The organism is Paenibacillus campi (genome assembly GCF_034659835.1).
GTDB classification, from domain to species: Bacteria; Bacillota; Bacilli; order Paenibacillales; family Paenibacillaceae; genus Saccharibacillus; species Saccharibacillus campi.
In genome coordinates this window covers 1-20,885 of record NZ_JAXSQZ010000011.1, presented here as the reverse complement: position 1 = coordinate 20,885, position 20,885 = coordinate 1, and the positions used below count along the sequence as shown (strand labels likewise).

Genomic DNA, 20,885 nt, shown 5'->3' with positions numbered 1-20,885 from the left:
TATACATAGAGAGATTAACAAAGGACGACAAAGCAAACTATAAGCGAATGAATATGAATGAAGACACCACCTAGTCAAGCTAAGGCGTGTGCTCAAACGGCTTTACAGGCAGTTCGATGCGGTTTGTTTTGTCAGATTACGCTGTACAGGCACAGGCGGCTCATTTCATTTGAAGACGGTTTAAAAACGCCGCTTAATCTCTGGATCATCATCCATACTAATTGTGGACGAATAATGATATCGATCATTGACGAATAACGCACGCTGCTGATCAATAATGAGCTAGTTGGAAGGGGAATAGTAGCTTGGAACATTTTATTTTATCGATCATGACTACTTTGATCATCATCGCAGTCATTGCTGGCTCTGTCATTTACTTTAGACATAATAACCGAGCGAAGAAGCTTAGCCCGCAACAGGTAAAACAATACAATCTGAAAGACATCACCATCGAGCATATCGACCAAATGCAAGACGGTTTTGAATTTGAGGAGTATTTATATCGGCTATTTCTAGAACTCGGTTATGATGGCGTGTATAAAACGCAAGGAAGCCGTGATTTTGGTGCGGATGTGGTGTTTACGGATCGGGAAGGGGTTAGAAATGTGATTCAAGCGAAGCGTTACACTCTGCCCAATAAAGTAGGATTAGGTGCTGTACAAGAAGCCTTTTCTTGTATGAGATATTACAAAGCGAAAAAGTCGATGGTCATTACATCATCCAAATTTACAGACTCCTGTGAAACATTAGCCGGTATTAATCACGTCAAGCTGTTAGATCGTGATGATCTGATCGCAATGATCAAGGCGCTCCAAACAGACGATCACATTTCGATCAAAAATCGTATTGAAGCAGAACCACGCATGATTTTGGAAACATGGAACGAATTGAATGATCCGATATTGCGTGATATTAAAAAGGATTATAAGGCAGAGCAGCGGGTGAATAAGCTGCGACAAAGTTAAAGATTGAGGAGAGGGAAAAGATGCAAATTTTAATTAATGTTTTCATCATCTTTGTTTCTGCTCTTGTTATGGTTCTGTTGTGGCTAGCCTTAAATTGGATTTTTAGTAAAGTACTTGTGCCTATAACGGAATGGTGTGGGGAATTTTTAGGTAGAAGAATTAAAAGAAAGATAACCGTCTTAATTTTGGAGTGGTCATTGGTCTCTTTGCCTGTTATTTATGCATTTATACTATTGTTTTTTTATATTATTACAGGTTTTGGTGGATCATCTTTATTTAATGTGTTATTCATTTTTTGTACGTTACTTTTTCTTGTAATTTGGTTTATTATGTCGGCAACATATATTGAGTATAGAAAAATTAATCCTTCATACGAACCTAAGAGAGTACTTAAAACTGAACAAAAAATAGATTTTAGTAAATCAAAAAAGTATTATGTATTTAATCGTATATATTTATTGATGGATCAAATTCCAGACTTTTTGAAATCTATTATGATTCTGATTATATCTTTAACGTTTTTAACTAAATTGAAATGGCCAGATAGTTTTTATTTTCTTCTTGTATGTTTTGCTCCGCTATACGCAAATTATTGGGTCTATTTTGTGAGGATTTTTACAATAAATCAAAATGGAGAGGAAGTATTTGTTAGAAGATTCGTAGCATATTCTATACTAATGACCATTGCTGTATATCAATTATTTATTCAATTTCAAGGTTATATTCATGGTGCTACCTATGTTATTGATTTAAATACATTCATACTCACAGGTTCGGGTGTGCTGTATATTTCTCTTGACAGAATCCTTAAAGAAGTAACTGTTGATTATATTAATTTCAGAAATAAAAAAGACGAAGTCACGAATAACAGCCCTGAAACAAGTTATGAAACATAAAATTTTTGTGGAAAAGAATGTAAATATCAGATTGAGCACAAGTAATTATTAATTATCTTTTTTAAACTCTTTATTGATAAAAAGCGTCCTATTATAGGAGTTTCGGCTAAAAAGCATATTTTTCTGTATATGACGCTTATTATACGAGTATTTCTAAAATTCACTTTGATTATGCATGATAGTACACAATTCCCTGAATTCCTGCCGTCGCCTTACTATATAACGTCACCGGCAAAGTATACTGTTTCCCCCATTTTTTCTCATGGTTGTCAATCCGCTCAACCAACAGTTCCACAATATCCGGAATCGGCTGCACATCTTTTTCATCATTAGCGATATTTGAAACGGGATGTTGATCGGTTTGTATATAATCTGCTGCTGCTCCATCTTTTCCGCAAAAGTGTTAATCTGATCATCGGTTGGCGACATTTCGCTCAGGCTGGTGGAGATCAGCAGTACGCGTTTGGCATGGCCGCGGATGATCGCTTTGGCAGCAAGCTATCCGCTCTTGAAGTTGTGCGAGCTAACGGCCGGAATATGATTACCGATACGATCGGCGAAGTAAGCTTACGGTATTTCGTACTATTTTCATTCAATGAGCTGGTTATTGATTACATGGGAAGCGGTCATTTTGAATACCGTGGCGAGTTGCACGACTTCATCCAGTGTAGCAGCCATAGGTGTACCACTCATTAAGTAATATCAAATCGAATAATTAAGGTTAATAGTAAAAATCAAGCGTCTGCTCATACAACAACATATGGAATCGACATCGTAGCAATTCGAGCTGGGTAGTTTTGATTGAGGCGATTATAGTATAGAATTAACTTTTTGACTAAAATATATATGCCAACTGCGAATACGTTGCTTATATTGCTGAAACGATCGCTTTTGTTTCTTTGAGTGAGTTTATATCTAATCATGCTGGAAGCGAGCATGATTAGAATAGATTCGAAAGGAGGACAGGAAGTGAATACGATGCCACTGGCACTGCTAATGAGTTGCGGCGGCTTGTTCGTGCTGTTTGTGCTTGCGATTGTCGTATTGCCGAAACTACAGCGGCGTGAAAATCGTGATTACCAAGTCGAGCGAATTTTGGATGAAGGTTATGCGGCACAAGGTTTGATTTTGGATGTGATTCCAAGTGGACGTTATCACTCCGGACAGCCGGAACTGCAATTGCGCTTGCGCATTGAATCGAGAACCCGTTTGCCTGTGGAAGCGATCGCTACCGTAACCGTGTATTCGATGAACCGAGGGCGGTTTCAAGAAGGGATACGTGTGCCAGTACGGGTGCTGGAAACACGTACAGGTTTGCGCATTGCGGTGAAAGGCACGGTGGATTACCCTTGAGTATGAGTATGAGTATGAGTATGAGTATGAGTATGAGTATGAGTATGAGTATGAGTATGAGTATGAGTATGAGTATGAGTATGAGTATGAGTATGAGTATGAGTATGAGTATGAGTATGAGTATGAGTATGAGTAGAAAGCAGATAGGGTAGAGGAACAACGCATTTAAGGAATTGCAGTACGGGAAATTCAAGATTCCATTAGCTACTTTGATTTTGTGAAATAGACTATTTAGCGCAGAACCCTTTACTTCACGTATAGGTAAATCCTACCAACTTTATTTGTAAACAGGTTCAAGTAAATTCGACCCTCATTTTACTTAAGCCAGCTCACTATTACATTGACCAAGTTGAAATTCAACTTTGATTGTATACTGCAATCTGTATCCATAAAAGCTTAAGCCAGTTTCAACACTCCAATGAATCTAGGTCAAGATAGTATATGTACAAAAGTTGAAAAATGAGGGATAGGCGCCATGATACGATGCCTATCCCTTATTTTTATTACGCTATCACACCGTCGTTATTCCAATACATTCCGACGATCAGGCAGTCATATTCCATCCTACAATTCTACCTATAACTGCTCTCGTCATCCAAACTACAGCCTGATCCTTCCCCATCTATCTATCGTCTCTCCAACTGCCCTATCATGAAGCAGAATCAGCGGCGATCGTGGACATCGAAGTATCCGCTAACAGTCCAAATGAACCGGCTGTTTCACCCTCTGGGCTATGCACAGTAAACGTATACTGGCTGCCATCTTTAGCTTGCCATACCCAAAACTCATGTGTGCCTTTTTCATCGGACGTTTGCAAACAGAGCAAGGCAGGTGCCATCGGGCTTTCGTACAACTGGTCGCCACTGTATTCTCTGACTTCGCCATATTGTTTAAGCTGAGCCTTTCCTTGTTTGCGCAGATCATCGATCACTGCTTTGCTGTCCAATTTTTTAATGTTCACATGATATGCAGGAGTGGCGGTTAGTCGTAATTGATTTTTGTTCGCATCAAGCGTATAGCCATCAAACACATACATGGAATAGCCGTCACCATGTTGAAGCTTGGCGGTTCGTTTCACCAGTGTTCCTTTTTCCATCAGCTCGAATGTTTCGGTAGCAGGACGTGTGCTGGAAGCGGACGGTTCCGCTGCATTGCTCGTATTGGCAGCGGATGATTCCGCAGAACTGTTCGTGCCGCTCGCACCTTCTGTCGTGGACGACTCTGTTGCTACTGGGTTGCTCGTCTCGTCAGTAGCATTGGTCGATGCGGCGGAGTCGGTAGTCGTACCGCTCGTTGCTTCAGATGTTGTGCCTGTTGCTGGTGAATTGGATGGTTCCGTTGTACCTGTGGCAGCTTCATTGCTGCAAGCACCGAGTAAAAGTACGGCTGTGAGCGCGGCACTAATTGTTGCGATATTGTGGGTCGATCTCATGTTGAACACTCCTCTTAGTGGAATTGTCACTTCATGCTGCGACTTATATGTATAGACGTACTGAAACTGGAAAACGTTACCGTTTTAACCAAAGTAATAGGGGGATAACATAAAAAAGCTCCATATCCCCTTGTCAGCTGTCGTAAACAGACGGCAAGGAAATATGGAGTAAAATAACACTGCATCCCATGGGGAAGGATGAGGGCGAAGCGGTAAAGCCGCTTTTCCGCCATGACCGAATATGCTCGACAACAGAACGATTGCCAAACTGGTCACAGCACGAAAAGGTAAAGCTATGCTAAAACAGAGCGAATCGGAGGCGATGAGGCATACGACCCGTTCTGTAGCATACGGGGAAGGAGAGTAAAAGAAAACTGCATAAATGATCACAATAAGCGTGACCGCTGCTCGGTATTACGAATAAAGGATACGAGATACGAAGCAAAACTAAGCAATAAGCGAGTATATGGAGCATCACTAGTAGGCTGACCAGCTTACATTCAGTGTCTGCTTCACTCCATCTTTATGAAAGATACACTGGAATCATCGCAGGAGAACATCGCTGCTCTGCACGATCAAACTACTGATTTAACGCGGTCAGCCTACTAGAATGAATGCGATTCATAGGGCGTGGTACGATTTGCTTTGAGCGATCGTTCTATTTATGGCTACAAATAGGCTTCGACATCATTCATCCTGTCGTCTGTACTTGACTGGCAAACAGCAATGTTGTCACATATTTGCGCGCATCAGCGGTTAAAATCTGCAACTGGGTACGTTCCTGTTCCGGGCGAGCCTGTACGAAATGCACCAGTGCACCATCCAAATTTTCCTCAATGGCAGCGATCCTATAGCCCTGAGTGAGGATGGCATCGATTTGCTGTTTTTCCCGTTCAAATTCGGCAAAGGCAGACATTATGACACCCCTCCACTGGACACTTTGTCGGTAGCAGTAGCAGCATGAACGCTATGCGCAGCAGGCGCTTCAAAGCGATTCCGGTGTATATACTGTCCGCTGCCCGGCACACCGACAAATTGCTTATCTTTAATTACAAATTCGCCCCGGCTTAGCACGGAGACGGGTTCACCAGTCACTTCCAAGCCTTCAAATGCACTGTAATCGACCTTCATATGATGTGTACTGGCAGACAGCGTACGTTTTACCGTCGGATCGAAAATAACGATATCCGCATCACTGCCGATCGACAGTGTACCTTTTTGTGGAAACATGCCGAACAGCTTAGCGCTAGTCGTAGAGATCATCGACACGAATTGATTGAGTGAGATGCGCCCTTTGGCGACGCCTTCGGAATATAAAATGCTAAACCGATCTTCGATAATCGGGCCGCCATTCGGAATTTTGGAAAAGTCGCCACGTCCGAGTTCCTTTTGCCCGTGAAAATCGAATGAACACTGATCCGAACCGATCGTTTGCAAACTGCCGCTCCACAGGCAATCCCATAACACATCTTGATTCCATTGCTCACGCAGTGGAGGAGACCAAACGTATTTGGCGCCTTCAAAGTCGGGCTTTTCGAGCGCAGTTTGATCAAGTACGAGATATTGCGGGCATGTTTCGCCATAGATACGTAGCCCTTTTTTGCGACCTTCGGCAATTTTTAGCGCGGCATCAGCACAAGTGACATGCACGACGTACAATTGTGAATCGGCAAGTTCGGTCAGATAGATCGCCCGCCCGGTCGCTTCGCCTTCCAATTCCGGAGGACGGGTTAGCGCATGGTAGATCGGATCGGTCTGTCCAGCAGCGAGTGCTTGCTCGATCAAATATTCGATCACATCGCCATTTTCAGCATGTACCATTACGAGTGCACCTTCACGGCGCGCGGTTTGCAATGTTTTGAACAATGTACCGTCATCGGCTTGAAAAGTATTTTTGTACGCCATAAATACTTTAAAAGACGTAATGCCTTCCTGTTCCATAATGAGCGGCAGCTCGGACAGCACATCGTCATTGATTTCCGAAATCATCAGATGAAAGCTGTAATCGATCACCGCTTTATGCTGAGACTTGGCGTGCCAGCTGTCGACCGCACTTTGCAGCGAAGCGCCTTTTTGGGTCAGGCAAAAATCGATAATCGTCGTTGTGCCGCCAAATGCCGCTGCAATCGTACCGGATTCAAAATCATCCCGTGTCACCGTACCGCCAAACGGCATATCTAGATGAGTATGCGGATCGATGCCACCAGGAAACACATAACAACCAGAAGCATCGATGATCTCGGCATCCGGTGCATCAAGCTGCATGGCAATGCTTGTAATGATGCCATTTTCGATTAACAAATCGGCGGTATACGTTTCGGAGGCGGTGACGATCGTGCCGTGTTTAATTATCTTTTTCATCACAACACCTCCATCGTGTAGGAATCGTTCAGCGTTGCAATTGTGCGTTGGCGTTCGTTCCATGTCATCGGCGGCAAACTATTATCGATCGCCACCATATCGATCGCACCATCGACCGGGCAGACGATCGAGCACAGATTGCAGCCGACACAATCTTCTTCGCGCACTTGTAATATATTTTTGCCATCGGCATTGGTAAGCATATCGATGCACTGATGGGAGGCGTCTTCGCAAGCGATATGGCATTTATTGCAATTAATACAGTTATCTTCATTAATGCGTGCGACGACCTCGTAATTCAAGTTCAGATCGCCCCAGTTGGAATACTTTTGCACCGAGCGTCCGATCAGTTGTTCTACCGAAGACAATCCTTTTTCATCTAAATAATGGCTTAGACCGTCGATCATATCTTCGACGATGCGGAAGCCGTGATGCATAACGGCGGTACACACTTGCACGCCGGTTGCACCCATTAGCATAAATTCGACTACATCTTGCCAAGTCGAAATGCCACCAATCCCGGAAATCGGTACCCCGATATCCGCATGACGCGCACATTCGGCAACCATATTGAGCGCAATCGGCTTTACGGCAGGACCGCAATAACCGCCATGCGCGCCTTGTCCGCCCACATGTGGAATCGTATTCCATGTATGAATGTCCACTCCGGCAAGACTGTTGATCGTATTGATCATACTGATCGCATCTGCACCGCCGCGCACAGCATGACGGGCGACTACGGTAATGTCGGTAATGTTGGGCGTTAGTTTGACGATGACCGGTGTGGTGGCGACTTCTTTTGCCCAATGGGTTTGCGCTTCGACCAGATCGGGTTGTTGACCGGAGGCAGCGCCCATGCCGCGCTCTGCCATGCCGTGCGGACAGCCAAAGTTTAGCTCCAGTCCGTCCACGCCGACATCTTCGACCCGTTTGACGATTTCATGCCATTTTTCCTGCTTTGGTTCGACCATAAGTGAGGCGATAATGGCATGGTTAGGGAAACGCTTTTTCGTTTCATAAATTTCCTTCAGGTTCACATCCAGTGGACGGTCGGTAATTAGCTCGATATTGTTAAAGCCGGCAACACGCTGCCCGTTAAAGCTGATGGCGGCAAAGCGGGACGATGTGTTAATGATCGGATCGCCCAGCGTTTTCCAGACCGCACCACCCCAACCTGCTTCAAAAGCGCGCTGTACTTGATAGCCGGTATTGGTCGGTGGCGCAGAAGCCAGCCAGAACGGATTTGGAGAACGGATGCCTGCAAGATTAATGCTTAAATCTGCCATAGTTCATAACCTCCAGTCATGTAGGAAACGCTGCTGTGCTTGACCGATTGCGCGCGGATCGCTGTGTTTCCCCATCGTCGATCCGCTTAGAGTGCTTATTTTATCGCGTCCTGATTCGTATGCATCGATGTACCAATGTCGCTTCGCCTTATCTGGCAGAGCTTACCGGCTGGATCGTCTGCGGCAACAGCGTACGAATGATCGCATGTGCCGCCAGTTTGCCTTGTTGTGCGGCAGACACGACCATCGCTTCTCCACGTCCGGCACCGAAAATAATATCGCCTGCCGCATACACTTTCGGATGCGATGTGCGGTACGTATAATCATCGACCTCGACTACACCTTTTGTATGTTCCAGCCCGAAATGCTCAATCAATCCGTGCTGACGCTCCTGACCGATCGCGAGTACAACCGCATCCACCGGCAACAGAAACTCCGAGCCTATTACAGCTGTAGAGGTCATTCGCCCGTCTTTGCCTGTTTCACCGGTTAATGTCATCTCTATACATTCCAGATGAGTCACTTTGCCGCGCTCATCACCGATGATACGTTTAGGCGCAGTCAACCAGCGGAATTCGACGCCTTCCTGCTTGGCAAATTCATATTCAAAATCATATGCCGTCATTTCTTCACGTGTGCGGCGATAGACCATTTTCACATTGGCGGCACCGAGCCGTACCGAACAGGTAGCGGCATCGATCGCGGTATTGCCCGCTCCGATTACAGCGACGTGTTGCCCGATCATATCGACGGAAGGCAAGCCTGTTTTCGTTTGCTCCACCAGTTTGATCGCATCATACACACCGTCAAGTTGCTCGCCTTCAATGCCGATCGGCGGCACATAGCCCATACCGGCAGCCAGTACGATCGCATCGTATTGTTGTAGCAGTTCGGCGGCAGCGATATCGGTGCCGACACGCACACCGGTTTTGATCTCGACGCCAAGCTGTTGCACCTGCTCGACTTCCCATAATGAGATCGATTGTGGCAAACGGAACGATACGATGCCATATGTATCCAATCCGCCTGCTTGCTCGCGCGCTTCATAAATGACAACGTTCATCCCTTGCCGTGCCAACTCGCGGGCAGCGGACAAACCTGCTGGCCCACCGCCGATCACAGCGACTTTGTAGCCGTTATCGACGCCACGTTTGAACAGTGTTGCCTCGTTAGCGATCGCCCAATCGGTCGCATAGCGCTGCAACAGCCCGATCTGGATCGGAGCGGACGCATCGTTTAGCACACATGCGCCCTCGCATAATTCCTCGGTTGGACAGACGCGGGCACAACTGGCACCGACCGGATTGGAATCCATAATCGTCGTGGCGGCACCGCGCAAATTGTCGGTCGCAATTCGTTTAATAAAGGAGGGGATATTGATGCTGGTCGGACACGCTTTAATACAGGGCGCATCATAACAGTACAGACAGCGATTGGATTCCTCCAAAGCCCCTCTAGGTGTCAGCCCTGGCGCTGCCTCGGCAAAATTGTGCATAAACATATCCGGCGCAAATGCGGTAATTGCAGCATGATTCATAAGTCAGCCTCCTTTTGGAATGTCAGGCATTGTTTTTGAGATAGGGGGATAGATATAGTAATGTATGTTATTTAATATAACTCAATTGAATAGATTTAATAAAAATAAACAATATAAAAGTATAAAATACGTAACTTTTATTAACAAAATGAAATATAATAAATTATTATAGCACCGGATTTACTTTTTGAAGTTATAAATACTAACATTAGATATATAAACTATAGTAAATTGGAGGTTTTATTACATTAGACAGTCTGTCTAATTTCAAAAGTTTTATTTTTACGGCAGCATACCATTCAACAGGTGGGGGGAGAACAAATGAATGGACAACGTATGTTTACGATTGCTGATGCGCTGATAAGACCGCTTTTTACGGAAGCAGAAGTGGTGGGCGGTGGAGAAGGGCTGGATCGTACGATTCGCTGGGTACATGTGCTTGAAAGTGCTAATATTGAAAGCTTGATTCATGGCGCAGAAATGATTTTGACGACAGGCAGTGGCTTTCATACTGATCTGGATTCAGCATTGTCATTTATGCGCGATTTGGTGCATAAACATGCCGCATGTCTCTGTATTGAGCTGGGGCAATATTTTCAGCATATTCCGCAGCAAATGATTGAGCTAGCGGATGAGCATCATTTGCCGCTAATCGTATTTACAAAGACGGTCCGCTTTGTAGATATTACGCTCGATTTGCATTCGCTGCTAATTAATCGGCATCATCGGCTACTACAGGAATTGGAACGTACGTCGCGTGAATTTAACCGTTTGACGCTTAGCTCGCAAGGTACGAGCAAAGTGTTGCAGCTGTTGCAACGCAGTACCGGGCATCAGATCGTCTATGTGCAGATGGGTAGTAAGCGGGTGTTTCACCCGGCACTTGCGCCAGACAAACAGCACAGTTTGTTAGCACATATTGCTGCTTTTGAAGCGGACAGGGAAGGAATGGAGCCGGATGCGGCACCTTATGTACGCGAGCTTGGCAATGAGACGGTTGTGCTGAAGCCGGTCGGTGCGCTCGATCAGACATGGGCGTATATGATGATGGTTTGTCCGCATCGTCCGCAGGAGTACGATTGTCTGTTGCTCGATTCGGCGGCATTGTCGATTGCGCAGGAGTTGCTGCGAACACGGTATATGGAAGAACGGCGTCTATTTTCGGAAAATTTGTGGGTAGAGGAATTGATCAATGGACGGCTGGGGGAAGAACAGCGTCTAAAAAGCTTGATCGGGCGCGATTTTGGTGCGATGAATGAGCTGCCCTACCGCGTCTGTCTAATCGAAATCGAAAATCCACAAGATGTACGTTGGAGCAGCTCCGAGTATGAATGGGAATCGATTACGTTTCATCTGTCGATCATGCTGCGCTCCATATTCGAGCAATATTTATTTCATCCGTTCATTACACTCAAAAATAACCGCTTGGCGGTCATCGCACTGGACAAACAGGCACGTATGCCCGCCAAACCACGTTTGGAGCAAGCATTGCACGCCTTGCAGCATATTCGTTCTGATGACAAACTCAAAGATTTGCAACTGCTCATCGGCGTCAGTAAAGCAAACAAACAATTGAAAAACGCCTCCACCGGCTATCAGGAAGCGGTACAGGCGTTATCGGTCTATTCATGTTCAGGCAGTCGGGTACTCTTTTATGAAGAACTAGGCGTGTATCAGTTGTTGCTTAGCTTAAATGATGGTCAGCGTTTGCAAACGTTTGTGCGTAATTATCTAGGACCACTTATCGATCATGATGAATCAAGAGGCAGTGAGCTGTTGTTAACGCTACGTGTCTATCTTGATCATGACGGCTCCAAACAGATTGCCGCCCAGAAGCTGTTCATCGTGCGCCAATCGTTATACTACCGACTGGACAAAATTACCGAGCTGCTGGGCGAAGATTTTATGGCACCGGAAAATCGCATTTCTATTCAAGTCGCCCTACGTGCTTATCAACTGCTCTATCCGGAAAAGCTTAGTTTGCCGCATGTGCATTCATCACTGTAACGGATCAATGCTCGCTCATTACCCGCAAAAAAGTAGCGATCAAAAACTCCATATCTTCATCCGTACACACAAGCGGCGGTGCAAACGTAAGTACATTGTTAAAGCCTGCGACCGTGTCGCCATTTTTGCCGATAATCAGACCATGTTGCTTACAGCCAGCGATAATACTTTTTACGATATCGAGTGCAGCGGGCTGGCGCGTCGTTTTGTCCGCGACTAGCTCCACACCAGCCAGCAAGCCAAAGCTGCGAATATCGCCTACTAACGGATGTTCCAGCAGCGGTTGCAGCGCTTCACGCAATCGTTGTCCGAGCACTTGTGCGCGCTCAATAAGCTGTTCGTCTTCCATCAGCTGCAAATTGCGCAGCGCCAGTGCACATGCTGCCGGATTGCCACCAAATGTATTCACATGGCGAAAATGCGCATATTCATCATCCGGGTCTTTAAACGCTTCATAAATGTCTTTGCGTACCGCCGTAGCCGACAATGGCAAATAACCGCTCGTTAATCCTTTGGCCATCGTAACGATATCCGGCTTGATGCCGAAGTTATGGTGGCCGAACTTTTGCCCGGAACGTCCAAATCCGCAAATAACCTCATCGATAATGAGCAACACCCCATGACGCTTGCAAATGTCCGCTACACGATCCAAATACACTTGCTCCGGCACGATCATACCGCCGCCTGTAATGACCGGTTCCATAATGACCGCGCCAACCGTCTCCGCGCCTTCCCAGATGATCGTATCTTCAATCGCCTGTGCGCATTGCAAATTAAATTCCTCCACCGATTGCCCTGCCGGACGACGATAACTGTCCGGTGGTGCAACATGCAAAAAGCCGGTTGTCAGCGGCTCGTATTTGTATTTGCGCTGTGCCTGTCCAGTTGCTGACAATGCGCCAAGTGAACTGCCATGATAGCCACGATAGCGGGAAATGAATTTATGGCGATAATGCTGTCCGGTTTGCTGATGGTACTGACGTACGATTTTAAAAGCAGCTTCATTCGCTTCCGAGCCGCTGTTCGAGAAGAAGATCACATACTCATCGCCTAGCCATTCATTTAACTTTTCCGCCAATCGAATCGCCGGCAGATGACTTTGTGTTAACGGGAAATAAGGCAGTTGTACCATCTGCTCATATGCTGCCTCGGCAAGCTCTTTGCGTCCGTAACCGACATTGACGCACCATAGCCCGGACATGCCATCCAGATAACGATTGCCGTTCAGATCGGTAATCCATGCACCTTGCCCGGATTCGACAATCATCGGCGGAGCGGTTTCACTGTAAGGCGTAATATTATGCCATAGATATTGACGGTCTTTTTGCAAAGCGGCTTCGCTGTTGATGGCTGACTTGATCATCATGTATGCCTCCTGAGTATCCGTAGACAGCTTGGCAGCAATATAAATAAAAGTTGCCTACGGATGATAGTGTGATGGAATAAAACACGAAATGGAGTGCGGATATGAACGATTACATCGACCTACTTGGACTGTGTAGCCATATCCATAATTTCATTCGTATACGCCTTTTGCGGATCGACAGCCTGCTTGATCACGCCGAATTTAAGCGCAATATCGGCGGTTTGTTTGAACATCGCCTCATCGGTATAGCCCATTTTGGTTTTATCGAAACCTTCCGGTAGAATCAGCTTGGCGACTTCCTGCATCATTTTGAGCTGATGTTCTTTAGTCGTACTGCCGGATTCCGTCTGTTTCATGACGATATCGACCGCGCTTTCGGGATCGTTAATCGCATCTTGCCAGCCTTTGAGCGAAGCGCGTACAAATTTGGCGGCAGTTTCCTTATTGTTCGCCAGCCATTCGCTATTGGCAAACAGATTATCTTCCAGCATCGCCACGCCTTCTTTGTTCATATCGATCACATTCATATCGTCCGCTTTGACACCGGATTCGATCGCCACCTGATATTCGTTATATGTCATCGCGGAAGCGGCATCCAGCTCGCCATTCAGAAACTGATCCATCGTAAAGCCTTGTTTCGTAAAACTTAGGTCTTTATTCGGGTCTAGCTTGTATTTATCGAATAAAGCGAGCACTTCAAACTCGTTGCCGCCCATCCAGTTGCCTACCTTTTTGCCTTTTAGATCAGCTGGTGACTGGATATTGGCTGCTTTTTTGGAAATAAGCACGAGCCCGCTTTTTTGAAAAATTTGCGCGATTTGCACGAGTGGCATTTCTTGCTCCTGACTCGTAAGCAGACTGGCGACCCAATCGACGCCGATATCCGCTGAACCGCCAGCCACTTGCTGCTCGGGCACAATGTCTGGGCCGCCCGGCAATATTTGCACATTTAATCCTTCATCTTTGTAATAGCCTTTGTCCAGCGCTACATAATAACCGGCAAATTGCGCTTGTGGCACCCATTTTAACTGCAATTTAACCGTAACTGGTTCGGTGGAGCTTTCGCTGCTACTTGACGATGTGGCGGCATTGCTGCTTTCATTGGCACTGCTTCCACAGCCTGCCACAATCAGACATAACGACAATACGACCGCCAGCAGCATATTCATCCGTGCATTCCCAATGTTTTTGTTCATCTATTCATGCCCCCTGTATAATCAGTTCACTATATTGCGTCAACGCATTAATATATGAAATTAAATAGTACTTCCGTATAAACTGGTGTATTGACCAAGTTAAATTTAAAATTTGATGGTCTGCTAATATCCTTATCCATAATAGCTTGAGCCAAATTCGAAATTTAGATTAATATCGGTCAATGCGCTAGTAGTTTGTCTTACGCACATGAGTCGGTCGATCTAACTATCGCTTGATGATGAATCGGTTAAGGTATGTTCAAATAGATGTTCATTTGCGGCAGCCGATTAGAAGGTTGACCACGCTAAACGTAGAGTTGAATGTTATATAGTCTAGAGACTTGTCTCAAGCAGATGTAAGGTTGCGTCCATCTGAACCCTGCTTGAACCGGGCAGGATTCAGATGGACGCAATCCCTGAATAAATTTGAGACAAGCTACTAGGTAGTGTCTTCAAACGATGCTACGTATCATTTTATTGTTCGTAAAGGTCGGAAATAAGACCCCGTACAGCATAGTCTGACGCAAATTACCCGTATCGCACGATTTGTAAAGCAGTTTGAAGACACGCCCTAGAGGCGTTCATTGTGTGATACATGTATCTGTGCAGACGATGGAGTCGATCAGATAATACATGTACATGTAAGCGAATCAAGCGACTAGCCAATACGCTGCGAGGAATGCCAGCGAATAAACATCTTTTCCAGTCGCTCCACGATCAGGTAAAAGATCACCCCCGCAATCGCCGCCAGTACGATACATGACCAGCCGAGCGGCATTTTGGCAACTTTAATCGAATTGGACAGCAAATAGCCAAGCCCTTGAGATGAGAAAAAGAATTCACCAACGATCGCACCGATCATACTTGCGGTAGCATTAATTTTTAACGCGGTAAACACATGTGGCAGACTGTTTTGAATGCGCAAATAGCGGAAAATGCTTCCTTGCCTGGCAGCATAAGAATGCATCAGATCAAGCGCAAGCGGATGGACCGATGTCATGCCTTTATAAGCGTTGATCGCCATCGCCGCCATCGTAGTGACGGTAACGATCGCTACTCTAGAGCCGATACCATCGCCAAACCATAAATTCATTACCGGTGCGAGCGCAACGATCGGCACCGCATTCATTGCCGCCACGACGATCAAACTTGCACCACCCCAGCGTGGCGCTGCTGTCGCAATAAGCGCGATCCCGAAGCCAAGCGCCGAACCGCACAGCATGCCGAGCACCGCTTCGGTTAGCGTATAGCCGGTATAGGTGAGCAGCATGCTCCAATTGTCGGTCATCGCATTCATAATTGCAGAAGGAAGTGGAAGCTGATATTTTTTCAAATCGAGCAGGTGATGAAACACTTCAAGCTGCCACAGTAGCACAAACAACACGCCCGCCAGCAGCGGCAGCCAAATATAAGAGCTATTCACGAACATAGATAGTGGAGCGAAACGTCGTTGTCGTGTCTGGCTGTGTGCAGCGTGTAAATGTGCATCGGTTAAAGACGGCGAATGCGATGGTGTACCGGACGTGTTGCCAGACAGCAGGCTTGCGTTTGTTTCCGCAGCGCTGCCGCCTGGCTCAGCAGGTGCGGTGGTTGGAGCGCTTGTGTCTGGATAACGATTCTCCATTACGATCCACCTCCATGTGAGCGAAATTCCGGTTGCCACGGAGCGACGAACCGTTCGATCAGCCCGATTACCCAATAGCTGATAATGCCCAGCAATGCCCCAACGATCACAGTTGACCAGAACATATACACATGGGAAGGCCCATAATACAGGTTGCGCAGCATAATGACGCCGATGCCGTGCTGTGCACCCATCAATTCCACCAGAATTGCCCCTGTAACAGCGAGCGGTGCGGCGATTTTTAGTCCGCTGAACAGACCTGGCAATGCTGCTGGCAACCGAAGCTTCCAGTACACCGACCACGGTTTGGCAGCATACGAGTACATTAATTCCAGTGCGGATGGTTCAACACTGCGCAGACCGCGCAACATATTGAGCGCAACCGGGAAAAAGGTAATATAACCGGAAATGATAATCCGCGATATGTATTCATCGCGCACAATGCCATAGATGATCGGAGCAAGTCCCAGAATCGGAATCATTTGCGAGGCGACCGCATACGGAAACGTCAGTCGCTCGATCCAGCGCGACACGCTCATTAAGATAGCGAGCAGCACACCAGCTGCCGCTCCAAGCACAAAACCGATCGCTGCATTGCCAAAAGTGGCACTCCCTTCCTGAAGTAATGTGCCGCTATACTGCACACCGGTCGTCACAATCGCATGCACATAAGGCAGCTTCGATTGAGCAAGCGGCACTTGAGCGATATGCAGTAACGCCCATGAACCTGCTTCCCATAACACCAAAATCGCCACGACCCATACCAATACAGGTACGAATCGGGAACGCATCAACCATACAGGTGCTTTCATACCGCTGCTCACACCCCTTCAAAGCTGAAGCGATCAGCTCGAAAAATTCAGGGCTATTGCGCATCTCCGGTGTGCGTGGACGTGGCAGCGGGATGTCCACTACAGCGGAAAGTCGCCCCGGATGAGGAGACAGTACAAACACCCGATCCGACAAAAAGATCGATTCCGGAATGCTATGTGTTACAAACACAATCGTATTTTGCACCTTACTCCAAATCGTTAGCAGTTCTTCATTCAAATGCTCACGTGAAAACTCATCCAATGCCGAAAATGGCTCATCCATAAGCAAAATTTCCGGTTCCATCGCCAACGCACGTGCAATCGCGACCCGTTGCTGCATACCGCCACTCAGTTGCCACGGATATTTGTCCGCAAAATTTTGTAGCCCAACCAGTTCCAGCAGCTCCAGCGCCCGTGTATCACGTTCCTTTTTGGGCACCTTCATCATTTCCAGCGGCAGTGCCACATTATGTCTGACTTTACGCCAGTCATACAGCACCGGACTTTGAAACACAATCCCATATTTGCGAGCAATGCGCGCCTCGTGTGCACTTGCGCCCGCAACCGTCACCGAGCCACTCGTTGGCGCAAGCAGGTCTGCCATCAGCCGCAGCAACGTCGTTTTGCCACAACCGGACGGGCCAAGCAACGATACAAACTCCCCTTTGGCGATGTCCAGACTGACTTCATGCAAAGCAAGCACGTCAGTATTGCCTGTCCTATAGCGCATCTCCACATCTTTCAACTGAATTTCCGGCATCGTCGTCATCGCTGAAGGTACAGGCATCATAGACATAACGAATCTCCTCCTAAATTGCTATATAGAATAGGAACACTATAGAATAGGAACACTAAAATATCTCTAAATGACCAAAACATGCCCCAAACTAACTAAAGTTATATCCAATCACCTATTCCATATAAGCATAATGTAATAAAATAATGAATAAATCTAACATAATCATTACTAGAGATCGATTTATAAAGCGTATATGCAACTTTCCTATTTATGTCTTGTACTAATAACTAACATCATACGTACTCATCCCACTGTATTCATTAGACAAAAAGTAAGATAGCTCCCATTAAATTGAGTCAGTTTGTCTATTTTGCTTCATGATCAAAGTGGTAAAATAACAATCAAGTAATTTTTTCACAAAACAACATGCAAAAGAAGGTGAATTGCCAAAGCATTACCGAACAATAGAAGAATAACATAATATAAACATTCGTATTTTCTGATTGACAATGACTAAGCAGTATCCTAGAATGTAACAGGTAAGTCATAGCGATATGGCAAAAACAACATGAACACGGATAAGCTATACCAATTTCGACAACTGTAATTTTTCGTATAATCCTATGAATGGGCATAGGAGTCTCTACGTGATCACCGGAATGATCTCTCTACGGAATTCAGAATATGACTTGTTGCTTCTGGGCTGGATTAGTAAAGTAGTGCATCGTTTGTTGACTACATAATCGGGAACTGAAACACAGGTGCAATCTGACCATGAGACCCCGATGAGTAACCGTACACATCGGGGTCTTTGTCGTTTTCTTATCCATATTCAAAATGGGGGGACATGTATCATTATGGAGCGTTTCTTTAAGCTGCGGGAACACGGTACGAATGTAAAAACAGAGATGATCGCCGGTCTGACCACATTTATTACGATGGCGTACATTTTGTTCGTCAACAATCTGTTTTTGGGACCGGACGGTGCCGGTATTCCTGCACAGGGCGTATTTTTTGCGACTGCAGTAGGGGCAGGTTTGGTAACGATTTTGATGGGCTTATTTGCCAACATTCCGGTTGCGCTTGCTCCGGGGATGGGATTGAATGCTTATTTTATGACGGTCGTACTTAGCTCAAACGGTATGATCACATGGCAAGCTGCACTTGGAGCGGTATTCCTGTCCGGCATCATTTTTATTATTTTGACGATTACTAAAGTTCGTCAGTTGCTGCTTGTAGCGGTTCCTCATTCACTGAAAATGGCGATTACCGTCGGGATCGGTTTGTTCGTAACGATCATCGGCTTGAAGCTTGGTAATGTGATCTCAGTATCCGCTACTGTGCATGGCGTCACTAATGTAAGCCAGCTCGCTGCTCCAGTAACGGTAAAAGGCGGCGACTTCCAGCTCGCCCTGAGCGACTTTGTTCACAATAAAGATACATTGCTGTCGCTGATCGGTCTGTTCGTAATCGGTGTGCTGATGGTTATGCGTATCCGTGGTGCATTGCTGATCGGAATTATTTTGCTAACACTGCTCGGTATCCCGATGGGACTTACCGATGTGAGCAGCTTGTCTCATGCGCAATGGCTGCCGTCATTTAATAATCTGGCTGTCGGTCAACTGGATATTAAAGGCGCGATTGGTCTCGGCTTGTTCGAAATCGTATTTATTTTCACATTTGTAGAATTGTTCGATACATTCGGTACATTAGTCGGTACGGCAGAACGTGCAGGTCTGTTCAAAAATCGCAAAGAAGGCGAAAAGAAAGTCAGCAAAGCGATGCTCGTTGATGCGGTAGGCGTAAGTGCCGGTGCAGTGCTCGGTACAAGTACAATCACTTCTTATGTAGAAAGTACATCCGGTGTTGCCGCAGGCGGACGTACAGGACTGACCGCTGTAACGACTGGCGTGTTGTTCCTGCTGGCGCTATTTATCGCACCGTTAGCATTGATGGTGCCATCGGCAGCAACTGCTCCCGCACTTGTCATTGTTGGCGTACTGATGATGAGCCAAGTTCGTAACATCGTATGGGATGACTTTATGCAAGCTTTCCCGGCTTTCCTAACGATCATCTTTATGCCATTTACAAACGGGATTGCCAACGGAATCTCGGCAGGTATATTAGCTTATGTCGTATTAGGCTTCTTCGCTAACACATTTACAGGCTACAAAGTGAAAGTGCACTGGCTGATGTGGATTTTGGCAATAATCGTCGTAGCACGTTACGTATTCCTCGGTTCCGAGTAAGCAGATCGTGTTTTCGTAGAGACGAGCCAAGCAATCTGTTCGTGTCGATGGAGTATTTTCATTAGAGTGGGTAGAGAGTGGAAAGTAAGAACAGTTATAAGAGTGGAACGTAAGAACAGTCAGTATGAATAGTGAACAGAAGAACCCCATCGTTAAGTATGATCAACGATGGGGTTCTTCTGCACATGTATGTATAGACTGTTTATATAGATATAATTGTTCTATATCTTCTATAAGTATGAACTTCTAATAGTATAAAATAGATGCTTTTTACTAACTAATTTAACAGGACTGCTCATTTCATGCGGTCTTTGCTAAAACGATTTGATAGATGAGATAAATCGAAACGATCCCTAAGATCAAGTTCTAGCAACAGACTATGTATTGCAATACACTGGCATATGCATATCCTACATAGTAGACACATCCTGTGTAGTAGAAAAGACAAACTACCCCTATACAGGCGAGGGTGCAGGAAAGAACAGTTTTTGGATACAATGAAAAAGAGCTTGCTTTCTTAATTTGATTTATGATATGATCTATTTCTGGTCGATAAACGAATACATTTGTCGGCTGGATCAATATAATCTTCTTAACTATTCGTTTCTCTAACTTGTTTCCAAAACGAGTTTAAAACAACTTTAAAAAAGTGGTTGACGAATGATTGAAAAGATGATAAAATATAAAAGTTGTCATGAACGAGTGACAATGAAAGAAAACATATCATACGCTTCGTCCATGAAGCATGTTGAAGCTGAAAAACACTTCAAAAAAAGTGCTTGACGAACGAAACACAACATGATATGATATAAGAGTTGCTGCGAGAGACACCGAGCAGCGACGAAAGAGTTTGATCTTTGAAAACTGAACAACGAGTGAGTGAAGAACTTCGGTTCTTCAAACTATAGAGAACAGCAATGTTCTCGCCAGCAACAAAATGAGCAAGTCAAACACTTTATTGGAGAGTTTGATCCTGGCTCAGGACGAACGCTGGCGGCGTGCCTAATACATGCAAGTCGAGCGGACTTGACGAGAAGCTTGCTTCTCTAATAGTTAGCGGCG

Annotated in this window: 15 protein-coding genes, 1 rRNA gene and 1 riboswitch; of the genes, 6 read left to right on the top strand and 10 right to left on the bottom strand. The window is 45.7% G+C overall.

Features of this window, described 5'->3' with window-relative positions; genetic code table 11:
• The first annotated feature begins 305 nt into the window (after positions 1 to 305).
• The 3 genes from U1I11_RS19635 (at position 306) to U1I11_RS19625 (ending at position 3,214) form a co-directional block, all read left to right on the top strand.
• On the top strand, positions 306 to 965 hold the full coding sequence (locus U1I11_RS19635) for a restriction endonuclease (RefSeq protein WP_322907825.1): 660 nt from the start codon (positions 306 to 308) through the stop codon (positions 963 to 965).
• Positions 966 to 985: 20 nt separating this feature from the next.
• On the top strand, positions 986 to 1,861 hold the full coding sequence (locus U1I11_RS19630; RefSeq protein WP_322907824.1) for a hypothetical protein: 876 nt from the start codon (positions 986 to 988) through the stop codon (positions 1,859 to 1,861).
• Positions 1,862 to 2,830: 969 nt separating this feature from the next.
• A complete protein-coding gene (locus U1I11_RS19625; protein WP_322907823.1) occupies positions 2,831 to 3,214 on the top strand; it encodes a hypothetical protein in 384 nt (127 codons plus the stop codon).
• A gap of 649 nt (positions 3,215 to 3,863) precedes the next feature.
• Here the strand turns inward: U1I11_RS19625 and U1I11_RS19620 are convergent.
• The 5 genes from U1I11_RS19620 to U1I11_RS19600 form a co-directional block, all read right to left on the bottom strand.
• The gene (locus tag U1I11_RS19620; protein ID WP_322907822.1) at positions 3,864 to 4,646 is read right to left on the bottom strand and encodes a hypothetical protein; all 783 of its coding nucleotides are present in this window, start codon (positions 4,644 to 4,646) and stop codon (positions 3,864 to 3,866) included.
• A 691-nt stretch (positions 4,647 to 5,337) separates the two neighbouring features.
• A complete protein-coding gene (locus tag U1I11_RS19615) occupies positions 5,338 to 5,562 on the bottom strand; it encodes a hypothetical protein (RefSeq protein ID WP_322907821.1) in 225 nt (74 codons plus the stop codon).
• Positions 5,562 to 7,007, bottom strand: a complete 1,446-nt coding sequence (hydA, locus tag U1I11_RS19610; RefSeq protein WP_322907820.1) for a dihydropyrimidinase — start codon at positions 7,005 to 7,007, stop codon at positions 5,562 to 5,564. Before hydA ends, U1I11_RS19615 begins: the two co-directional genes overlap by 1 nt.
• Positions 7,007 to 8,293 carry an NAD-dependent dihydropyrimidine dehydrogenase subunit PreA gene (gene preA / locus U1I11_RS19605; protein WP_322907819.1) on the bottom strand — a complete coding sequence of 429 codons (1,287 nt, stop codon included), beginning with the start codon at positions 8,291 to 8,293 and terminating at the stop codon, positions 7,007 to 7,009. The genes hydA and preA overlap by 1 nt, the downstream gene beginning before the upstream one ends.
• A 148-nt stretch (positions 8,294 to 8,441) precedes the next feature.
• The gene (locus U1I11_RS19600) at positions 8,442 to 9,830 is read right to left on the bottom strand and encodes an NAD(P)-dependent oxidoreductase (RefSeq protein WP_416235640.1); all 1,389 of its coding nucleotides are present in this window, start codon (positions 9,828 to 9,830) and stop codon (positions 8,442 to 8,444) included.
• 321 nt (positions 9,831 to 10,151) lie between these two features.
• Here U1I11_RS19600 and U1I11_RS19595 point away from each other — a divergent pair, with 321 nt between their 5' ends.
• Positions 10,152 to 11,837, top strand: a complete 1,686-nt coding sequence (locus U1I11_RS19595; RefSeq protein ID WP_322907818.1) for a PucR family transcriptional regulator — start codon at positions 10,152 to 10,154, stop codon at positions 11,835 to 11,837.
• Positions 11,838 to 11,841: 4 nt separating this feature from the next.
• Here U1I11_RS19595 and U1I11_RS19590 read toward each other — a convergent pair whose 3' ends face one another.
• From U1I11_RS19590 to U1I11_RS19570, 5 genes are all read right to left on the bottom strand, one after another.
• On the bottom strand, positions 11,842 to 13,200 hold the full coding sequence (locus U1I11_RS19590) for an aspartate aminotransferase family protein (RefSeq protein WP_322907885.1): 1,359 nt from the start codon (positions 13,198 to 13,200) through the stop codon (positions 11,842 to 11,844).
• 122 nt (positions 13,201 to 13,322) lie between these two features.
• Positions 13,323 to 14,399, bottom strand: a complete 1,077-nt coding sequence (locus U1I11_RS19585) for an ABC transporter substrate-binding protein (RefSeq protein WP_322907817.1) — start codon at positions 14,397 to 14,399, stop codon at positions 13,323 to 13,325.
• Between the two features lie 658 nt (positions 14,400 to 15,057).
• Positions 15,058 to 16,023, bottom strand: a complete 966-nt coding sequence (locus tag U1I11_RS19580; protein WP_322907816.1) for an ABC transporter permease — start codon at positions 16,021 to 16,023, stop codon at positions 15,058 to 15,060.
• Positions 16,023 to 16,769, bottom strand: a complete 747-nt coding sequence (locus U1I11_RS19575) for an ABC transporter permease (protein WP_416235639.1) — start codon at positions 16,767 to 16,769, stop codon at positions 16,023 to 16,025. The genes U1I11_RS19580 and U1I11_RS19575 overlap by 1 nt, the downstream gene beginning before the upstream one ends.
• Entirely contained in the window at positions 16,657 to 17,631 is a 975-nt protein-coding gene (locus U1I11_RS19570; RefSeq protein WP_322907815.1) for an ABC transporter ATP-binding protein, read from the bottom strand. The genes U1I11_RS19575 and U1I11_RS19570 overlap by 113 nt, the downstream gene beginning before the upstream one ends.
• 534 nt (positions 17,632 to 18,165) lie before the next feature.
• Positions 18,166 to 18,265, top strand: a riboswitch (purine riboswitch).
• 166 nt (positions 18,266 to 18,431) lie between these two features.
• Between U1I11_RS19570 and U1I11_RS19565 the strand changes: the two genes are divergently transcribed.
• Positions 18,432 to 19,823, top strand: a complete 1,392-nt coding sequence (locus U1I11_RS19565) for an NCS2 family permease (protein ID WP_322907814.1) — start codon at positions 18,432 to 18,434, stop codon at positions 19,821 to 19,823.
• Between the two features lie 955 nt (positions 19,824 to 20,778).
• A 16S ribosomal RNA gene (locus U1I11_RS19560) occupies positions 20,779 to 20,885 on the top strand; the annotation flags it as partial.